General features: G+C 42.0%; 14 protein-coding genes, 1 pseudogene and 3 CRISPR repeat arrays. Of the genes and pseudogenes, 13 read left to right on the plus strand and 2 right to left on the minus strand.

Translation table 11 applies throughout. The features are described 5' to 3' along the window. Positions 1–100 precede the first annotated feature (100 nt). A complete protein-coding gene (locus tag ARB69_RS26775; protein WP_154253396.1) occupies positions 101–268 on the plus strand; it encodes a hypothetical protein in 168 nt (55 codons plus the stop codon). 376 nt (positions 269–644) lie between these two features. On the opposite strand, the gene istB is transcribed toward ARB69_RS26775, so the two are convergent. Both istB and istA read right to left on the minus strand, forming a co-directional pair. After that, complete coding sequence (istB, locus tag ARB69_RS16750) at positions 645–1,406, minus strand: IS21-like element helper ATPase IstB (RefSeq protein ID WP_044822756.1); 762 nt, start codon at positions 1,404–1,406, stop codon at positions 645–647. Positions 1,407–1,417: 11 nt separating this feature from the next. Further along, complete coding sequence (gene istA / locus ARB69_RS16755; protein ID WP_044822755.1) at positions 1,418–2,620, minus strand: IS21 family transposase; 1,203 nt, start codon at positions 2,618–2,620, stop codon at positions 1,418–1,420. A 152-nt stretch (positions 2,621–2,772) separates the two neighbouring features. Beyond that, positions 2,773–4,864: direct repeats of the CRISPR family, unit length 32 nt; unit sequence GTCACTCCCTGCGTGGGAGTGTGGATTGAAAT. A 329-nt stretch (positions 4,865–5,193) separates the two neighbouring features. Between istA and ARB69_RS16760 the strand changes: the two genes are divergently transcribed. The 12 genes and pseudogenes from ARB69_RS16760 to ARB69_RS16815 all read left to right on the plus strand — a co-directional run bounded on the left by ARB69_RS16760 (position 5,194) and on the right by ARB69_RS16815 (position 16,797). After that, on the plus strand, positions 5,194–5,481 hold the full coding sequence (locus ARB69_RS16760; RefSeq protein ID WP_050641467.1) for a type II toxin-antitoxin system Phd/YefM family antitoxin: 288 nt from the start codon (positions 5,194–5,196) through the stop codon (positions 5,479–5,481). Further along, a complete protein-coding gene (locus ARB69_RS16765) occupies positions 5,465–5,782 on the plus strand; it encodes a type II toxin-antitoxin system RelE/ParE family toxin (RefSeq protein WP_050641466.1) in 318 nt (105 codons plus the stop codon). Before ARB69_RS16760 ends, ARB69_RS16765 begins: the two co-directional genes overlap by 17 nt. Positions 5,783–6,318: 536 nt before the next feature. Then, positions 6,319–7,411: a CRISPR direct-repeat array (repeat unit 32 nt; unit sequence GTCACTCCCTGCGTGGGAGTGTGGATTGAAAT). 174 nt (positions 7,412–7,585) lie between these two features. Then, positions 7,586–9,727 (plus strand): CRISPR-associated helicase/endonuclease Cas3, encoded by a 2,142-nt coding sequence (locus ARB69_RS16770; protein ID WP_055154386.1) that lies wholly within the window; start codon positions 7,586–7,588, stop codon positions 9,725–9,727. A 20-nt stretch (positions 9,728–9,747) separates the two neighbouring features. Continuing rightward, positions 9,748–9,990: pseudogene (locus ARB69_RS16775) on the plus strand (DUF3990 domain-containing protein); the annotation flags it as partial. Continuing rightward, positions 9,974–10,417 (plus strand): hypothetical protein, encoded by a 444-nt coding sequence (locus ARB69_RS16780; RefSeq protein WP_055154387.1) that lies wholly within the window; start codon positions 9,974–9,976, stop codon positions 10,415–10,417. The pseudogene ARB69_RS16775 and the gene ARB69_RS16780, both read left to right, overlap by 17 nt. A 198-nt stretch (positions 10,418–10,615) precedes the next feature. Next, entirely contained in the window at positions 10,616–11,278 is a 663-nt protein-coding gene (cas5c, locus tag ARB69_RS16785) for a type I-C CRISPR-associated protein Cas5c (protein ID WP_055154388.1), read from the plus strand. Next, the gene (cas8c, locus tag ARB69_RS16790; protein WP_055154389.1) at positions 11,275–13,005 is read left to right on the plus strand and encodes a type I-C CRISPR-associated protein Cas8c/Csd1; all 1,731 of its coding nucleotides are present in this window, start codon (positions 11,275–11,277) and stop codon (positions 13,003–13,005) included. Before cas5c ends, cas8c begins: the two co-directional genes overlap by 4 nt. Continuing rightward, entirely contained in the window at positions 13,006–13,896 is an 891-nt protein-coding gene (gene cas7c / locus ARB69_RS16795) for a type I-C CRISPR-associated protein Cas7/Csd2 (protein WP_055154390.1), read from the plus strand. Further along, positions 13,896–14,561 carry a CRISPR-associated protein Cas4 gene (gene cas4 / locus ARB69_RS16800; protein WP_055154391.1) on the plus strand — a complete coding sequence of 222 codons (666 nt, stop codon included), beginning with the start codon at positions 13,896–13,898 and terminating at the stop codon, positions 14,559–14,561. The genes cas7c and cas4 overlap by 1 nt, the downstream gene beginning before the upstream one ends. Further along, complete coding sequence (gene cas1c / locus ARB69_RS16805; protein ID WP_050641459.1) at positions 14,558–15,589, plus strand: type I-C CRISPR-associated endonuclease Cas1c; 1,032 nt, start codon at positions 14,558–14,560, stop codon at positions 15,587–15,589. Before cas4 ends, cas1c begins: the two co-directional genes overlap by 4 nt. A 9-nt stretch (positions 15,590–15,598) precedes the next feature. Continuing rightward, the gene (cas2, locus tag ARB69_RS16810; RefSeq protein WP_050641458.1) at positions 15,599–15,889 is read left to right on the plus strand and encodes a CRISPR-associated endonuclease Cas2; all 291 of its coding nucleotides are present in this window, start codon (positions 15,599–15,601) and stop codon (positions 15,887–15,889) included. A 59-nt stretch (positions 15,890–15,948) separates the two neighbouring features. Then, positions 15,949–16,797: an aldo/keto reductase gene (locus ARB69_RS16815; RefSeq protein WP_055154393.1), complete on the plus strand. Its 849-nt coding sequence runs from the start codon at positions 15,949–15,951 to the stop codon at positions 16,795–16,797. 540 nt (positions 16,798–17,337) lie between these two features. Beyond that, positions 17,338–19,019: a CRISPR direct-repeat array (repeat unit 32 nt; unit sequence GTCACTCCCTGCGTGGGAGTGTGGATTGAAAT). Positions 19,020–19,145 lie beyond the last annotated feature (126 nt).

Raw genomic sequence — 19,145 nt, forward strand, 5'->3', positions numbered from 1 at the left:
AAAGAGCTGCAGAAATCGCGTAGTTTCTGATAGAGGGCAAGGGAAATGAGGCACAGGGAGTTAAGGGGATGGAAAAGACTTTCTGAAGGATGAGTATAGAATGGAATTCCTTAAGAAGATAGTGTGGTTTCCCGCTAAAAGTCAGATAAAACGTGGTAGAAACCCGCAGGTGATTTCGGAAATGTCAACCGTATCACCTGGAAAAAAAGAAGAAGGATATTCCTGGAATATAACAGGACAGTTTAAAAAGGGTATTAGGTTAATCTGATATCTAGCGGCTGCAAATCATCTTCTTTGTGAGTTGTGGATTTGTTGGTGAGGTTATTACGTTTTTATATTTGTAGAGAGAAAATTATATAAAAGAAGCAAAAAAACAGTATAATTAATGAGGTCGCGATTTAACAATTGTCTGCGAGTAAAATGGTAATCATTAATCTTATGAAGTAAAAGTATAAGGTGCGAATGTGAAGTGAACATAAATTTCCTGGGAGATTCGCACCAATTAAAAGAGTAAGATATAGTATATAGATAAAAAAAATTAGAAATTTATGCGGAATGAATTGTAATATGTACGAGAATAGTATGTAAATGTCAATATAAAAATGATCAAAAAGTGGAAAATAAAAATGTACATTTTCCAAGATCTATTCCTCAGTTTGTGTTTCCATAAAGGCTCGTTTTTCTTTTAAACGGTATGACGGTCCTTTGATGGAAATAACCTGTGAATGATGCAACAGTCGATCTAGCACCGCATTTGCCAGAGTAGGAGAGCCAAAAATTTCTCCCCATTTAGAGAAGGGCATATTGGTTGTTATAAGTGTGCAATGCTTTTCGTACCTCTTGGCTATCAGTTGAAAAAATAAGTTGGCTGAATCTGTATCGATTGGCATATAGCCAATCTCGTCAATGATCAGTACTTTGTATTTTGCAAAAAATTTCATCCTTGCTTCCAAGCGGTTTTCCAAAAGTGCTTTTTTCAATTGAGTCATAAGCGACTCAAATGAAATAAAATACGTAGAATAGCGTGCTCTGGCGCAGGCGATTCCAATGGCTGTAGCTAAATGGGTTTTGCCAACACCACTACTGCCGACAAATAAAATATTTTCTTTTCGGTCGATGAAACCTAAGTTTCCTAACTCCAGCATTTCTTTTCGATTGATACCTGGCTGGAAATCAAATTCAAAATCATCCAGAGTCTTGATGAATGGAAAGTTTGCTGTTTTCACGCAGGCGTTCTCTGCCCGGAGTTGATTATTTTTCTTTTCAATATCAATCAATTCCTCCAGGGCATCACTGAACGATTTTTGCCCTTTGTTAACAAGGTCTATGTAATAATCCAGATGCTCCTGCATCTTGTGGATTCCAAGGTCTGTAAGACCGTTGAGTAGTTTTGCATAAGTTGCCATCGTATTCCTCCTTACAGGAAGGCATCCATCTGCTTTAGATTTACTTCAGCCAGTTCTGCGACCATATCAGCTTCTTTCATTGTTTGAGTCAGAAGCTGCTGGTAATGATCCTTTTGATAATTCATCCTTTTTGTACTTAATGCATGCACTGCAATAAGATCCGTGCTAGAATAGATACGCAGGGTATTGTCGGAAACCAGTAATCTTACAGGTTTTCCTATGTACTCTGGTGGTACGGAATACTTGCAGTTGTGATAGGTGACCAGAGAATCTGATCTTACCGTGGTTTGGCGATCGTGGGGAAGATAAGATTCAATAACATCATCTGATGGAAGCGGCTGTAAGTATTCCTTTTCTTTTTGGAAGAGTACCAGCGGCGGCATGTTCGTTTCCTGGCATGGATAGGTATTTACCTTTTGGTTGATCTTATTGAGGATTGCAATGAATTCATCCTCCGTTTCAAACTCTCCCTCATAAGGGAGTAACCATGCAAGGAACTTGTTTACCGCCTCAACCTTTCCTTTGGTAAAAGGATGTCTTGGCTTACACAGTTTAATTTTAAAATTGAAATCTTTCGCAAACGCCCGCACCTGATTAGAGATGTTTTTACGCTCACCATCACGATCGACAATTGAGGACATGTTATCAAAAAGGATTTCTCTGGGAACTCCACCGGTTGCTTGGAACGAAGCAATCAGGCAGTCAAATACATCCTGTCTTGTCTTATAAAGTTTGTAAGTGAAATGGGTGTATCTAGAATTCCCAAGTTTATAATCAAACACCTGAAAGGTGAAGATTTCGCCAAATCTATTTGCGATTGATACATCTTCTTTCCAATCGACCTGAGCCTGAATACCGGGTGCGGTTTCAAATCTTGGATGTCCTGCAACAGTTCTTACTGGCTTAAGCCCTTTGGATTTGATGTATTTATTAAAGTTTGAGTAGGTACCGATATCTGGATCCCTCTCTGAAAGAATGAACTCATACACAGCGCGGATATTCGCACCTCTGATAGAAAGTTTCTGTTTGATGAGATCATAATGTTTATCCAGTTTGCTTGGTTTATCTCGGTGTGCAGCTTTGCCTTCGTATCCGTCATAATACTTTTTGACAGTTCTGCGATCCAGATCATAAAACCGTGCGAGTTCTGAAAAGTTTGGTTTTATATCACTCAATTTGAGGATTTTGAGCTGAGTCTTTAATGCTTCGTTCATGGATAACACCTCCATGAATACGATAGCATGATGACTTGGATTGTACATTTTTATTTTCCATTAAATGTACATTTTTATTTTACCATTTACAATAGTATAAAATTTTAGAAGAATAGCATAATTATTTTACATCTAAATTGTGCAATTTTGCCGTCACTCCCTGCGTGGGAGTGTGGATTGAAATCAAGTATATCCTGGACTTTGTAAAAATCAGAAAGGTCACTCCCTGCGTGGGAGTGTGGATTGAAATTTTTATTCGGACTTTGCCGATCCTGCACCAACTATGTCACTCCCTGCGTGGGAGTGTGGATTGAAATAGCCTGGGCGGTGGGTGTAGATTATGGTGGGAACCGTCACTCCCTGCGTGGGAGTGTGGATTGAAATCACTTTAATGTTATACCATTGATTCCGTTTGCGATGTCACTCCCTGCGTGGGAGTGTGGATTGAAATTATTTTTTTCAATGCTCAATCTATCAGCAATAAGTCACTCCCTGCGTGGGAGTGTGGATTGAAATATCACAAACGATCATAAGCGGGGTTTTTTGAGCGTCACTCCCTGCGTGGGAGTGTGGATTGAAATTTCTTTTCCACCTGGATAAAATATCTGCGCACCTGGTCACTCCCTGCGTGGGAGTGTGGATTGAAATCTCCTTAAAAAGCAGGGGCGGTTTTCAGGGAGGAGTCACTCCCTGCGTGGGAGTGTGGATTGAAATCACAGAAGACCAAAGAAGAAACATTTGACAAGGATGTCACTCCCTGCGTGGGAGTGTGGATTGAAATAGGTGATATGCCGGGAAGGAAAAATAATGGAAGAGTCACTCCCTGCGTGGGAGTGTGGATTGAAATGATTTTTAGCGGATTTGCTTTGACGAATTTGGGGATGTCACTCCCTGCGTGGGAGTGTGGATTGAAATTTTAACAAAACCAAAATTTAGGAGGGATAGATTGAGTCACTCCCTGCGTGGGAGTGTGGATTGAAATCGTCACGAAGAACTTTTGAAGCCGCAGAAGCTGCGTCACTCCCTGCGTGGGAGTGTGGATTGAAATCGAATTTGTACGAATTAGGAATTGATGAAAAGTATGGTCACTCCCTGCGTGGGAGTGTGGATTGAAATGCAAGTCTTGATACTGATAATGGATACATAGCACGTCACTCCCTGCGTGGGAGTGTGGATTGAAATAATATCTGCGCAGGGAGGGAACGATCGCCGTTCCGTCACTCCCTGCGTGGGAGTGTGGATTGAAATCTTTGACAGATTACTTGATACCCTGTCTGCTTCTGTCACTCCCTGCGTGGGAGTGTGGATTGAAATTGCCGCCTGAGCGGAAACCTTATTAGCCTGCATCCGTCACTCCCTGCGTGGGAGTGTGGATTGAAATCACACGATGAATTATCAGAAATATTATCCGACAACGTCACTCCCTGCGTGGGAGTGTGGATTGAAATCACACGATGAATTATCAGAAATATTATCCGACAACGAGTCACTCCCTGCGTGGGAGTGTGGATTGAAATTATGTCAAGGCAAATCGGGCTGAACGCAAGAAGGTCACTCCCTGCGTGGGAGTGTGGATTGAAATTTAAAGAGCTTGCTATAAATATGTACAAATGGGGTCACTCCCTGCGTGGGAGTGTGGATTGAAATCTTACAGAACAAAATATTGGAGGTAATCATATGAGTCACTCCCTGCGTGGGAGTGTGGATTGAAATAAAGCGGGGGCAGAAACAGAAGCCCCTGTCTTAGTCACTCCCTGCGTGGGAGTGTGGATTGAAATTACCGCCTAAGCGGTTTTCTCCAACGTATATTCAGTCACTCCCTGCGTGGGAGTGTGGATTGAAATGTAGTTTGGTGTTTTGTTTGTATGTGACATATTTTAGTCACTCCCTGCGTGGGAGTGTGGATTGAAATTCAGCTCAGGAATCCGCAGAAGCCTTCGAATATAGTCACTCCCTGCGTGGGAGTGTGGATTGAAATGCCACCCTGATGCTTGCCAGGTGGTTCCCCGCGGTGTCACTCCCTGCGTGGGAGTGTGGATTGAAATCATTTGAATTCTATGCTCATACTAACCACCCAAGTCACTCCCTGCGTGGGAGTGTGGATTGAAATAGCCTTACTGTCAGGAGCATCTTCTGCCATATGCGTCACTCCCTGCGTGGGAGTGTGGATTGAAATAACTTTATCTGCGGCGGGAGTCCGTGCCAGGATTTCGTCACTCCCTGTGTGGGAGTGTGGATTGAAATGCGCTTACAAAACCATAACCAGCTATCCTTAAGTAAGCGTCAAATATATGGTGTATTTCTTTTCCACTAAAAATTAGTGCTAGAGCTTTTAGACTTTTTGAAGTCTATTCTTAAAAATCTAAAATACGGAAGTCTGATATGGAAGAACGTAAGCGATTGTGTCAATATGCATGTCCTTGCCAGTGCGGGAAGAATGGAAGATTGTGTCGTTAAAGAGATGATGGATTTGTTATTGTAAAAATTTATGTGTTGTAATTGACTTTGTAGTATGAAATGGATATAATATGATTAGAATATTACTACCATTACAAAATCAAGGAGGTGCCGTTATGAATATCCGTCCATCTGCAGCAATACGTCAGAATTACAATGAGATTGCGGAGATGTGTAGAAAAACCGCAGAACCGGTTTTCCTTACTAAAAATGGCGAGGGTGATTTGGTTGTTATGGATATTGAAACCTATAATAGACGGGAAAAAATGCTGAAGCTTCGTGAGGAATTGCTTGCCGTCGAGGAGGACAGGATGCATGGTAGCAAAGGATACTCTGTCAGTGAAGTTACTACGATGATGCGTAGTGCAGTCAAGGAGGCATCAGGTCGTGGAACAGCAGAATAAATACCGTGTCATTATATCGGAAAGGGCAGCGCAGATGCTTATTTCTCATGCTGCATTTTTGACACAGGTTAGCCCTGAAGCGGCAGAACGGTTGACAGTTGAATTTGAAAAGACCGCAAATTCGTTGGAGATGATGCCGCAGAGATGTCCGTGGCTTACAGGTGAATATATTCCCAGAAATGCTTACCGTTTTATTCTGTTTGAAAAACGCTATGTGATAATCTTTCAGATAGTGGATGATATAGTCTATGCCGATTATGTGGTAGATTGCAGACAGGATTACAGTTGGCTTATCAGATAAGAATAGAATAAACAGAACAGGATATTGTCACTCTATGGCAGGTGACGTTTTTTCGTCAAACAGAAGTTCCCTATATTGACTGATTACAGCTTGATATAGGGACCTTTTTAAATTTTCATATGGTTTATGAATTAAAAGGTTGTTTTGATGAATAAAAACAGATGGACAGAGCTGTGTGCAAATTATAGGTATTTATAGGTGTATTTTTCGGCGTAACGGCTACGGGGCTGAAGGCTCTGTCATAAAGTTTGTTTATATTTTTCGGCTCCATCAACATTATCTTATTTTGTCAAGGCACTGAGGTTTACCTACTTGGGATGTGAGTAAATGGTAAAATTATTATACGAATTATAAAGTGCGAATGCTAAGTGGACATGAATCTACTGGGAGATTCGCACCAAATAAAAGTATAAATTGTAATATAAAATACAAAAAAATGGGGATTTGTGCGAAAAGAATTGTAATATTTAAGAGAATGGTATAAAATTTTAGGGGAAAAGCATAATTCTCTTATGCATAAATTGTGTGATTTTGCTGTCACTCCCTGCGTGGGAGTGTGGATTGAAATGTTAGAAACTATATCTCGAAGATTAGGCCATGAGTCACTCCCTGCGTGGGAGTGTGGATTGAAATTCGAAAATATCAGGCTTGCATGGGTAAACTTCTCGTCACTCCCTGCGTGGGAGTGTGGATTGAAATGCCTTGAAATCGGAATCTTACGCTCTTTGCATAGTCACTCCCTGCGTGGGAGTGTGGATTGAAATCACGACCGTTGCCGGAAGGGGATTTAAGGTAATGACCGTCACTCCCTGCGTGGGAGTGTGGATTGAAATCCCGGAATTACACAACTACCGGAAGTACCGGATACGTCACTCCCTGCGTGGGAGTGTGGATTGAAATCCTTATTAATAAAATGGATACGCTTGGGGCAAAGTGTCACTCCCTGCGTGGGAGTGTGGATTGAAATCAACTTATAACCTCTGTGTGAGTCACAACATAATCGTCACTCCCTGCGTGGGAGTGTGGATTGAAATTGCACAAAAATGAAAGAGTTTTGACGGCAGAAGAGGTCACTCCCTGCGTGGGAGTGTGGATTGAAATCAAGATAATCCCTTTTTATCAGCATCAATATAGGTCACTCCCTGCGTGGGAGTGTGGATTGAAATTTCGGCATACAAAAAAGACCGCAGCCACTCGTTGTCACTCCCTGCGTGGGAGTGTGGATTGAAATAAAAACTTTTCTCAAATACTGCATTACAAATGTTGTCACTCCCTGCGTGGGAGTGTGGATTGAAATAGAATAAAATCGAAACCCCATCGCTTACGGGAAAGTCACTCCCTGCGTGGGAGTGTGGATTGAAATAAAACAAAATCGAAACCCCATCACTTACGGGAAATAGTCACTCCCTGCGTGGGAGTGTGGATTGAAATAGAAAGCTGGCCGATGAAACAAGCCTGACAGAAAGTCACTCCCTGCGTGGGAGTGTGGATTGAAATCTTTGATGCCAATAGCTAAGCCTTGCCCAAAAAAGTCACTCCCTGCGTGGGAGTGTGGATTGAAATAACTCTAAATCAATTATATATCAGTCATTAATTGGTCACTCCCTGCGTAGGAGTGTGGATTGAAATTGACCTTTATACTGCAAAGCACAATACTGGACCACGCCACTCCCTGCTCAGCAATAAGGTACAAGATGCCGATATGAAGGCACAAGTTGAGCCATGATAAGAAAAGGAGATCTTCTTTACAGTACTAGCTTTGGATTTATTATGTTCACTATGTTAGAAAAAAGGAGGAACTCAATGAGATATTTAGCGCATATTGCAGAAGATTCAGGAGAACAAACGTTAAAGGAGCACTTGACAAATGTAGCCGATTTATCAGCAGAATTTGCAAAGGCCTTTGGCTGCTATGATTGGGGCTATTGTTGTGGCATGCTGCATGATATTGGAAAATATTCCAAGGAATTTCAGCAACGTTTGGCAGGAAGCGATATACGTGTTGACCATTCTACCGCTGGGGCAAAATTATGCTATGAAATAGGCGGCATGTATGGCTTTCTTAGTTACTGTATAGCGGGGCATCATGCAGGCTTGCCAGATACGGGAGAGGACTCGAATACAAGTACGGCGTCTACCTTAAAGGGAAGGCTGAAGAAAAACGTGAAAGACTATCAGGCATATAAAAAAGAAATTAGTGTTCCACCTTTGTCAAATCCTCCGTTTAATCCAAATGGCGCCCCAAATATAGATTTTACGCTAAGTACTTTTATCAGAATGCTCTATTCTTGTCTGGTGGATGCTGATTTTTTAGATACTGAAAATTTTATGAAACTAGGGGAAACAGCCAGAGATTCAGGTGATTCCGTTGAAATATTGCTTGGCAGACTAAAAAAACATATTTTAGGCTGGCTGGCTAATACGGATATTGATACGGTAAACGGCAGAAGGACGGAAATACTTAAAAACTGTCTGGATATGGGAAATTCAGACAGAGGACTTTTTAGCCTTACAGTACCAACTGGAGGCGGAAAAACAGTGGCCTCACTGGCCTTTGCCCTCCAACATGCCGTTAAGAATAATATGGAACGAATTATTTATGTGATTCCTTATACAAGCATTATTGAACAGAATGCCAAAGTTTTCAGTGAGATTCTGGGCAAGAATAATGTCCTGGAAAATCATTGCAATGTAGATTATGAAAGTGATGAAGAATTAAAGCCAATGCAATTGGCAGCAGAAAACTGGGATAAGCCGGTGATTGTTACGACAAATGTCCAGTTTTTTGAGTCGCTATTTGCAAATAAATCATCTAAATGCAGGAAGCTCCATAATATTGCGAACAGTGTGATTATTTTTGATGAGGCGCAGATGCTGCCAAATGATTATTTAAAACCATGTATAGCCATGATGGAAGAACTTTTAAAACGTTATCGGTCAAGCATTGTTCTGTGTACAGCAACACAGCCGGCATTATCACAATTTTTTCAGGAAGATATAACACCAAAAGAATTGTGTCCCAGATGCAAGGAACAGTTCCAGTTTTTTAAACGTGTATCCTTTCAAAATTTGGAAACGATATCGGAGGACGATTTAGTTGCCAGACTGGAAACAGAAAGCCAGGCACTATGTATAGTGAATACGAAAAAGAGGGCACAAATCATCTATAAAAGACTGGGAAAAGAAGGAGTATATCATCTCTCCACGTGCATGTACCCCTGCCACAGAAAACGCGTGTTGGCTGAGATCAGGAAGCGCTTGCAGGATGGAGAAAGATGTATCGTGATATCAACCAGCCTTGTAGAAGCCGGAGTGGATTTAGATTTTCAATCAGTTTACAGACAGTTAGCCGGAGTGGATTCCATCATTCAGGCAGCGGGAAGATGCAATAGAGAGGGGAAAAGAGGCGTCGGGGAGAGCAAGACTTATATATTCCAATTTGTTGAAAAAGAATATGTTCCGGGACAGAAACAACAGATTGCGGTTACGAAAGATTTACTGGAGGATGAAGTTGACATATCTTCGTTGGACTCCGTGTCTAAATATTTTAGAATGCTGTATCATTTCCGGGGAGAAAGTCTGGACAAAAAAGATATTTTAGGAGAATTTAGAAAAGGAAGATTCCCCTTCGCTAAAGTAAGCCGAGAGTTTAAAATCATAGAAGAGAATACAAAGACTATTTTTATAAACAGAGAACAAGCGGCGGATGAGATACTGACAAGATTAAAATATGAAGGTTTTACAAAAAGACTAATGAGACAGGCAGGGCAGTTTTGCATCAATGTATATGACAACGAATTTCAGAAACTCTTTGCAGCGGGCATGCTTCAGGAAATTACGGAAGACATGAAAGAAGATTTTTTCTTGCTGCGTACGGAAGAGCAGTATACAGAAGAAATGGGGCTGGTTTTGGATGTTGAGTTTGGAAGGGCAGTCATGTTATAAAAAGTAAGGGGTACTATTAGGATGTTATTATCGCTTGCGGAAACGGAGAGTCTCACAGTTATGAGATTGTAGAAGGCCCTATGGCTGATGATTCAATATTTAACTATGTTCAGAACTTTATGGATGGGAAGAGATCAAGGGCAGCATTTTGGGAACTTGTAAAGTTTAATCATCCAACTCATCAAATTAGTTTCCATACTATTTCTGCTCTTGATACTCTAGACTTTATTGGAAGCGAGGTAGTGTATGGGAACAAAAAATAATAATAAACTATTCTTTACATGCAGCTTAATTGAATATATTGGAAGAGGGATGAAAAGGACAAGAAAAGAAATTACAGATGAGCTTGGGAAAGAGGCTATTGAAAGAATTTACGAGTACGCAGATGTTTTTCATTGTGAACCAATAGAAACGGTAGCAGTTGAGTTTATAGAAGAATATGGAATAACGCAAGGTGATTTTGATAATGAAAAGGAGTGCAGATATAGAGTTCCTGATTATTGGATCATGGGGGAGGTGTATGAACGTCTGATAGAAGATTCGTATTCAAATGAAGCGATAACAGATTGGATTTGGGAGGTTTATCATTCCTGGATTGATGATCATCTGTCAGATTATAATACGGATTTCTATTATCAGCCAAGGGATTATATAGCTGCATGCTATCGTTCGGGTGAAATTTTATCTTGAAAGCAGATAAGACTCCCACCGCTGTAAGCGGCAGGTAAGTAATAAGTTCGTTCTGGCGGGAGTCTAATCTCCTTTCAAGGTAAAGCCGCCGGTGGATGGCAGAGGCATGTAGAGGTATTATGTCATGCGGAGCATGCGCGTGCCTCGCCGCAAGGACGCCAAGGCGTACTTGAAAAAATACGGGAAGGAGGAAGAAGTATGGGGATAGGCGTGAAAGTAAGGGTCTGGGGGGAGTATGCACTCTTCGGCAGACCTGAGATGAAAGTGGAAAGATGCTCCTACGATGTCATGACGCCTTCAGCAGCCAGAGGGATTTTGGAGGCTGTATACTGGCATCCCGGCATGCGCTGGGTGATTGACCGGATCTATGTGGTAAACCCCATACAGTTTACCAGCATACGCAGGAATGAGGTGAAAAGCAAAATATCCGCCAGCAATGCACTGGCGGCATATAATGGCGGGAAAAAACCGCTTTTTATCAGCACCAAGGAAGACATTGTACAAAGGGCATCTCTGCTTTTGTGCGATGTGGAATATGTGATCGAAGCGCATTTCGATATGACGGAAAAAGCCAATGCAACTGATAATCCTGGGAAGTTTAAAGACATTATCATGAGGCGGCTTAGAAGGGGGGAGTGTTTTCACAACCCCTATTTTGGATGCAGAGAATTTCCGGCTAATTTCAAGCTCTGTGAGGAAGAAGAAATATCAACGGCTTATGAGGATGTGGAAGAGCAAGATTTAGGGTTTATGCTGTATGATATGGAATATTTAGCCGATGGGGAGATCAGACCCATGTTTTTCCGGGCTGTTATGAAAAAAGGTGTATTAGATTTAAGGGACTGTGAGGTGATCCGATGATTTTACAGGCTTTGGTGAAGCATTATGAGACGCTTGCGGATGCAGATAAAGTTACAAGGCAGGGCTGGTGCCATGCGAAAGTGTCATTTGGAATTAACCTCTCAAAAGACGGAGATATAAAAGGGATTATATCACTAAAACGTGAAGCGGAGCGAGGAAAGAAAACAGTGTGGCTTCCTTCTTTAATTATAGTTCCGGAGATGGTTGCAAGGTCATCAGGAGTGTCTGCCAATTTTTTGTGCGACAATTCTAAATATCTGCTGGGTATTGATGCGGAGGGGACAAATCAAAGGGTATTGGACTGTTTTCAGGCGGCAAAGGAAAAACACCTGTCATTATTAGCCAATGTCCACAGTGAAATGGCGGAAGCGGTCAAAAAGTATTTCGAAAAATGGGAACCTGAACATGCGGCTGACAATCCAAAACTGCTGGAAGACTGGGATGAAATAACGGAAGGCGGTAACTTAATATTCTGTATGGGCTTAGACTATGCGCAAGACGACAGTGAAATAAAGAGCGCATGGGAGCAGGTGTTGGCAGCAGGCTCAGAACAGGTTACAGGGACATGCCTGGTAACAGGTGAGAAAGCGGAAATTACGAGAATACATAACACAATTAAAGGCGTGCCAGGAGCGCAGTCCAGCGGGGCGGCGCTGGTATCTTTTAATGCTCCGGCATTTGAATCATATGGGAAGGAGCAGAGTTACAACGCCCCGGTTGGTAAATATGCTGCATTTGCATATACAACAGCATTGAATTATCTGCTGGCCCAGAGGAATTACACCTTTCAGTTTGGCGACACGATGGTTGTATTTTGGGCAGAAGATGGGAATGAAGTTTATCAGGATATATTTTCCTGGTCAGTGGATCCGAAACTGGATAATCAGGAGACGGTACGCGGGGTATTTGATGCATTAAAAAAACAGGAAGCAATAGATATTGACGGAATTCAGATAAATACGGAGCAGGAATTCTATATTTTAGGCTTAGCTCCCAATGCTGCCCGGCTGGCTGTCCGGTTTTTCTATCAGAACTCTTTTGGGAATATTTTAAATAATATTTCCAGGCATTATGAAAGAATGAAAATTGTAAAGCCTTCCTGGGAGGAACGTGAATACTTGGGAATAGGCCAGATGCTCCAGGAGACGGTGAATCAAAAATCAAAAGAGAAGAAACCTGTACCGAATATGGCGGCGATGGTATTGCAGGCTGTCTTATCCGGCGGCAGATACCCGGCCAATCTATACAGTAATACCATGATCCGAATCCGGGCAGAACAGGGAAAGATAACATGGGGAAGGGCAGGGATTATAAAGGCTTATTTAATAAGGAATTGTACATGGGGTAAAGGAGATGATTTTATGGGATTAAATGAAGAATGTAATGATGCGGCATATGTATTGGGACGAATTTTTTCTGTGTTGGAAGCGGTTCAGGAAGAAGCGAACCCGGGAATAAATGCAACCATTCGGGACAGATACTTCAATGCGGCATGTACTACACCGGAATCTATTTTTCCTATCCTGATTAAATTAAAGAATAGTCATATCAAAAAAATAGATAGAACAAAAGAAGCTGCAAAAGTGTACTATGAAAAACTTCTTACGAATCTTATGGGAAAGCTGGACCAGTATCCAAAGCGTCTGACATTGGAAGAGCAGGGAAGATTTATGTTAGGTTACTATCATCAGGTACAGAAAAGGTATGAGAAAAAGGAGGATAAGTAAATGAGCGAAGTGATAAAAAACAGGTATGAGTTCGTCGTATTATTTGATGTAGAAAATGGTAACCCGAACGGAGATCCGGATGCAGGTAATATGCCGAGAATCGACCCGGAGAGCGGATATGGTATAGTTACAGATGTATGTCTGAAAAGAAAAATCAGGAATTATGTAGAGACTGTAAAAGAGGATGCGGAAGGCTACAGGATATATATCAAAGAAGATGTTCCATTAAACAGGAGCGATAACAAGGCTTATATACATCTGGGCGTGAATGATAAAACAATAAAAGAACTGAAAAGGAAAGATCCTGATGCAGATGTGAAAATCAGGGATTTTATGTGTGAGAAGTTTTATGACATCAGAACTTTTGGAGCTGTGATGACTACCTTTGTGAAAGCGGCACTGAACTGTGGTCAAGTCAGAGGCCCGGTACAGCTTGGTTTTGCAAGAAGTATTGACCCTATTATCAGTCAGGAAGTAACAATTACCAGAGTTGCTATTACAACGGAAAAAGATGCTGAAAATAAGAGCACAGAAATGGGAAGAAAAAATATTGTTCCATATGCACTGTATCGTGTGGAGGGGTATATTTCTGCCAACCTGGCCAGAAAGGTAACTGGATTTTCCGAGGAAGATCTTGAACTTTTGTGGGAGGCAGTCATTAATATGTTTGAGCATGACCGCTCTGCCGCCAGAGGGAAGATGGCAGTCCGGGAACTGATTGTATTTAAGCACAGCAAAGAATTGGGCGACTGCCCGGCTTACAAATTATTTGATGCAGTGGAAGTGAAGAGAAAGGCGGATGTACAGTATCCTAGAAAGTATCAGGATTATACAGTAGAGATACATGAGGACATGATACCGGATTCTATTGAGGTGAAATGGAAGATATAATGGAATATTCAGAAGATGATTATTTGATGATATCGGGAATACAGCATTTTAAATATTGCCGTCGGCAGTGGGCTTTGATTCATATTGAACATCAATGGGATGAAAATGTTCATACGGTGGTAGGTGAATTAATGCACAAAAAAGTCCATGACCCATATTTAACGGAGAAAAGGAAAGATGTATTGATCACGAGGGCGCTTCCAGTGTCTTCCAGGATCATGGGAGTCAGCGGAGAGTGTGATGTGGTAGAGTTCCAAAAAAGTGAAGATGGAATCAAATTGCACGGACATCGCGGACTTTATAAAGTCTATCCGATTGAATATAAAAAAGGAAAACCGAAAGTAACCGGGGAAGATCGGCTTCAACTTACTGCACAGGCGCTTTGTCTGGAAGAAATGTTTTCCATCCCTGTCCCCGAGGGAGCAATATTCTACGGTGAGACGAGAAGACGGGAAATCATTCAAATAACCGAGGAGCTTCGAAAAGAAGTGAAGGATATGTTTCTAGAGATGCACCAATACTACAACAGACAATACACCCCAAAAGTGAAGTATAGCAAAGCATGTAATGCATGCTCTCTTAAAGATATCTGTCTTCCTAAATTGGGAAAGGCTGTTTCCGTGAAGGAATACATGGATCAGATGCTGAAGGAGGGGGAAGAATGAAAAAACTACTAAACACACTTTACGTTACATCTGAAAACAGCTATTTATCTTTGGATGGAGAAAATATTGTAGTGCTGGATTCAGAGAAAGAAGTTGGCAGACTTCCTCTGCATAATTTGGAAGGAATTGTTTCCTTTGGTTACCGTGGTACAAGCCCTGCTCTGATGGGAGCCTGCGCAGACCGGAATATTTCGTTATGTTACCTGACGCCGCAGGGAAAATTTCTGGCAAGAGTTTCGGGAAAAGTAAAAGGAAACGTCATCTTAAGAGAGCAGCAGTATGCAAGCAGCCAGAGCGAAGAGAAAAGTCTGGAAATCGCAAAGAATTGTATTATAGGAAAAGTACATAATGCCCGCTGGGTACTTGAGCGGGCCACAAGAGACCATAGCATGCAGATCGATGTTGAAAAGGTTAAAAGTGCGTCCGATAAATTAAGGAAATCCTTAGAACTTATTAAGTCATGCCATTCAAAAGAGCAGCTGAGAGGCTTTGAAGGAGAAGCAGCAAGCGTTTATTTCAGCGTGCTTGACGAATTGATCTTGCAGCAGAAAAAGGAGTTTACTTTTCAGGGGAGGAATAAAAGACCGCCATTGGATAATGTAAATGCATTGCTTTCTTTTGTTTATACATTACTAACGAATACAATAACCTCTGCGCTGGAAACCGTAGGATTAGATCCGTGTATCGGATATCTGCACACTGAACGTCCGGGACGGGCATCATTATCATTAGACCTTATAGAAGAACTTCGTGCTGTGTTAGCGGATCGCTTTGTACTGTCTTTGATCAATAAAAAGATTATTAGCGGAAAGAATTTTGATAAAAAAGAAAATGGCGCGGTCCTTATGGATGATGAGCTACGTAGAACTGTTTTGACGGAATGGCAGAATAAAAAGAAGGAAACTTTAACGCATCCATACTTGAAAGAAAAGGTTGAATGGGGTATGGTTCCCTATGTACAGGCGATGTTGCTTGCCAGGTACCTTAGAGGTGACTTAGACGGATATCCCGTGTTCATGTGGAAGTGAGGTGGGGCAATGCTGGTACTGATTACATATGATGTGAATACGGAAACGGCTGCCGGAAAAACCAGATTGAGAAAAGTGGCGAAACAATGTGTCAATTATGGAAGACGGGTGCAGAATTCAGTATTTGAGTGTATACTAGATCATGCACAGTGTGTCAGGCTGAAGGCAATATTATCGGAAATCATTGATGAGAACGTGGATAGTCTTAGATTTTATTATTTGGGCAATAATTATAAGACCAAGGTTGAACATTTTGGGGTCGAAAGGGGAACTTCTGCTGATCAGACGTTGATTATGTAGCATCCTATAGGCTCTCACTAAACAAGGAAGAAAGGCGTAGACTGATGGCAGAGTTTACTATGGAATTACAACTAAATAATGGGATTCATATGCCCCGCCTTGGCATGGGCGCGTGGCTTTTGGGTGAAAGTAAAAAAACGGAAACGGAAGAACTTGAGGCACTGCAGGCCGGACTGGATGCAGGCGTGCGTCTGATTGATACTGCCGAGATGTACGGGAATGGCCGCTCAGAAGGGCTCATTGGTGAAGCGATAAAAGGATACAATCGGGATCATTTATTTCTGGTATCAAAGGTCTTGCCGCAGAATGCCGGGAAACGGCATATTTTTAGAAGCGTTGAGAAGACATTAAAGAATCTGGAAACAGATTATCTGGATCTCTATCTGCTTCACTGGCGCGGGTCAATTCCTCTGGAGGAAACGGTATCCTGTATGGAACAACTGGTGAAAGAAGGGAAAATACGAAGCTGGGGCGTTTCTAATTTCGACACAGATGACATGGAGGAACTGTTCAGTATTCCGGCTGGCAGAAACTGTGTTGTGAATCAAGTTTTGTATCATCTCGGCTCCCGGGGAGTGGAATATGATTTGCTTCCATGGCTGACAAAACATAAAATCCCGTTGATGGCATACTGCCCTCTGGCACAGGCGGGAGATCTTAGAGGAGAACTGTTGTCTGATGAGAGCGTCCGCAAGGTCGCAGAAACACATGGAATTACAAAAATGCAGGTTCTGCTGGCATTTGTGCTGTATAAGAAAAATGTAATAGCGATTCCGCGCAGTGGAAAAAAGGAACATGTTCTGCAAAACTGGGATGTGCGGAGAATTGAATTGACGGAGGAAGAGTATCATATGCTGGATGACGCATTTCCGGCTCCGCAGCGTAAGACTTACCTGGATATTGTTTGAGATACAGATGTTTCTTTGTAAAAGTTTAGACAGCTCTGTGCATTTATTGCACAGACCGTAGTGAAACATGATGGTTTCAGGCATTCTGTCTCCACTTCGTTTCATGTTATCCGTGCGCTACTGGCGCACGGAACCTTTATCATAGATGAATTTCAATGAGCTAGATACGTAACAGTAATGCTTAAATTATTACCTTACGATAACGGTATAATTATATTACTGTAGGAGAGTGTAGTTCACTTAGGGGCTGCACCATGTAGCCCTTGGGGAATATAATTATCAGTAAACTGTAAAAATATAGAAAATATCAAAAGAAAATTGCTTATGGGAATGTTCTGATAGTATTTATGGTGTTTTAGGTGCGAATGTGAAGTGAACATAAATTCCCCGGGAGATTCGCACCATATAAATCTGTAAAATATTATATTGAGACGAGAAAAAAACGAGTTTGAGCTAAAACAATTGTAATTTCTAGGAAAATGCTATAGAATTTTAGGGGAAATGTATAATTTTCATGTGTAAAAATTGTGCAATTCTGCTGTCACTCCCTGCGTGGGAGTGTGGATTGAAATACCCACAACTGCTACTGTTGCAAAAGGGAGTGTGTCACTCCCTGCGTGGGAGTGTGGATTGAAATTGAGGACGAGAACAGCACTTTAAACGAACGTTTGGTCACTCCCTGCGTGGGAGTGTGGATTGAAATTCTGAAGTGTAGTTGATCCGAATAAGTTCCCTAGAGTCACTCCCTGCGTGGGAGTGTGGATTGAAATACAAATGACATGGATCACTGCATGTATACAAAGGTCACTCCCTGCGTGGGAGTGTGGATTGAAATATCTATTTTTGTGTACTATTGCATATTGAATTATCGTCACTCCCTGCGTGGGAGTGTGGATTGAAATCGGTTTGCCTGTATGATGCAAGCAAAAGGAGTAAGGTCACTCCCTGCGTGGGAGTGTGGATTGAAATAAGCAAAGTACTTTACTTACCCAATTGAGGTTAGTCACTCCCTGCGTGGGAGTGTGGATTGAAATACAGAATTTATTGATAGCGTGAAAGAAGATTATGTGTCACTCCCTGCGTGGGAGTGTGGATTGAAATTAGCAAATTCTACTTTTACAGATTTTACTACATAGTCACTCCCTGCGTGGGAGTGTGGATTGAAATGTTTTGTGTAAAAATTTTGTTACCCCATGCGTCGTCACTCCCTGCGTGGGAGTGTGGATTGAAATTGACCGGACAATCGATAATGCGGTAAGTCTGACAAAGTCACTCCCTGCGTGGGAGTGTGGATTGAAATCCGAGCAACAATGTCGGGACAGATAGGTATAGCGTCACTCCCTGCGTGGGAGTGTGGATTGAAATTGCGCTTTACGATAAGCCGTTTATAGAGATTACGTCACTCCCTGCGTGGGAGTGTGGATTGAAATATGAAATTATTAAACTCCATTCTAACGCTATCCCGTCACTCCCTGCGTGGGAGTGTGGATTGAAATCTGAAAATTACGATAATCTATATAACTGCGATTAGTCACTCCCTGCGTGGGAGTGTGGATTGAAATAATATCTTCGCAGGGATGGGACGATTGCTGTTCCGTCACTCCCTGCGTGGGAGTGTGGATTGAAATGCCATGAACTTACTTATAGCAGATGATGATATTGTCACTCCCTGCGTGGGAGTGTGGATTGAAATTTTTTTGTCAGTTGCTGCATTTTCTCCGTCTGTCGTCACTCCCTGCGTGGGAGTGTGGATTGAAATACCGGTGAGGAGCCAATAACAAAAGCGAACAGCGTCACTCCCTGCGTGGGAGTGTGGATTGAAATTATTTATTACAGAGGAGCATCCTGTTCCACACAGTCACTCCCTGCGTGGGAGTGTGGATTGAAATTCATACACTTGTATCGCAAAGGTTTCAAGGCCACGTCACTCCCTGCGTGGGAGTGTGGATTGAAATTTCGCTGGTATCTGCTATTCTGTCTGTCAGCTCATCGTCACTCCCTGCGTGGGAGTGTGGATTGAAATTACGACGGTTAAAGAAGCGAATGACGCTGATTACGTCACTCCCTGCGTGGGAGTGTGGATTGAAATCGATGATGGTTTTTATCACGATAAAGTTGCCCGTGTCACTCCCTGCGTGGGAGTGTGGATTGAAATCCAGTGTTTCTGTAGACATAAATATATGGGATACAGTCACTCCCTGCGTGGGAGTGTGGATTGAAATTATGCACAGCTTAAGAAGGGATCACTGGTTGGCCACGTCACTCCCGTATACGGTAAATCACTAGTACCGTGCTAGTTTTATCTATCTATGAGATAATAACTCCAGAAAACTACAAGTTTTTTAAAG

Origin of the sequence: Faecalicatena contorta, assembly GCF_001404335.1 — a bacterium.
GTDB lineage: Bacteria > Bacillota > Clostridia > Lachnospirales > Lachnospiraceae > Faecalicatena > Faecalicatena contortus_B.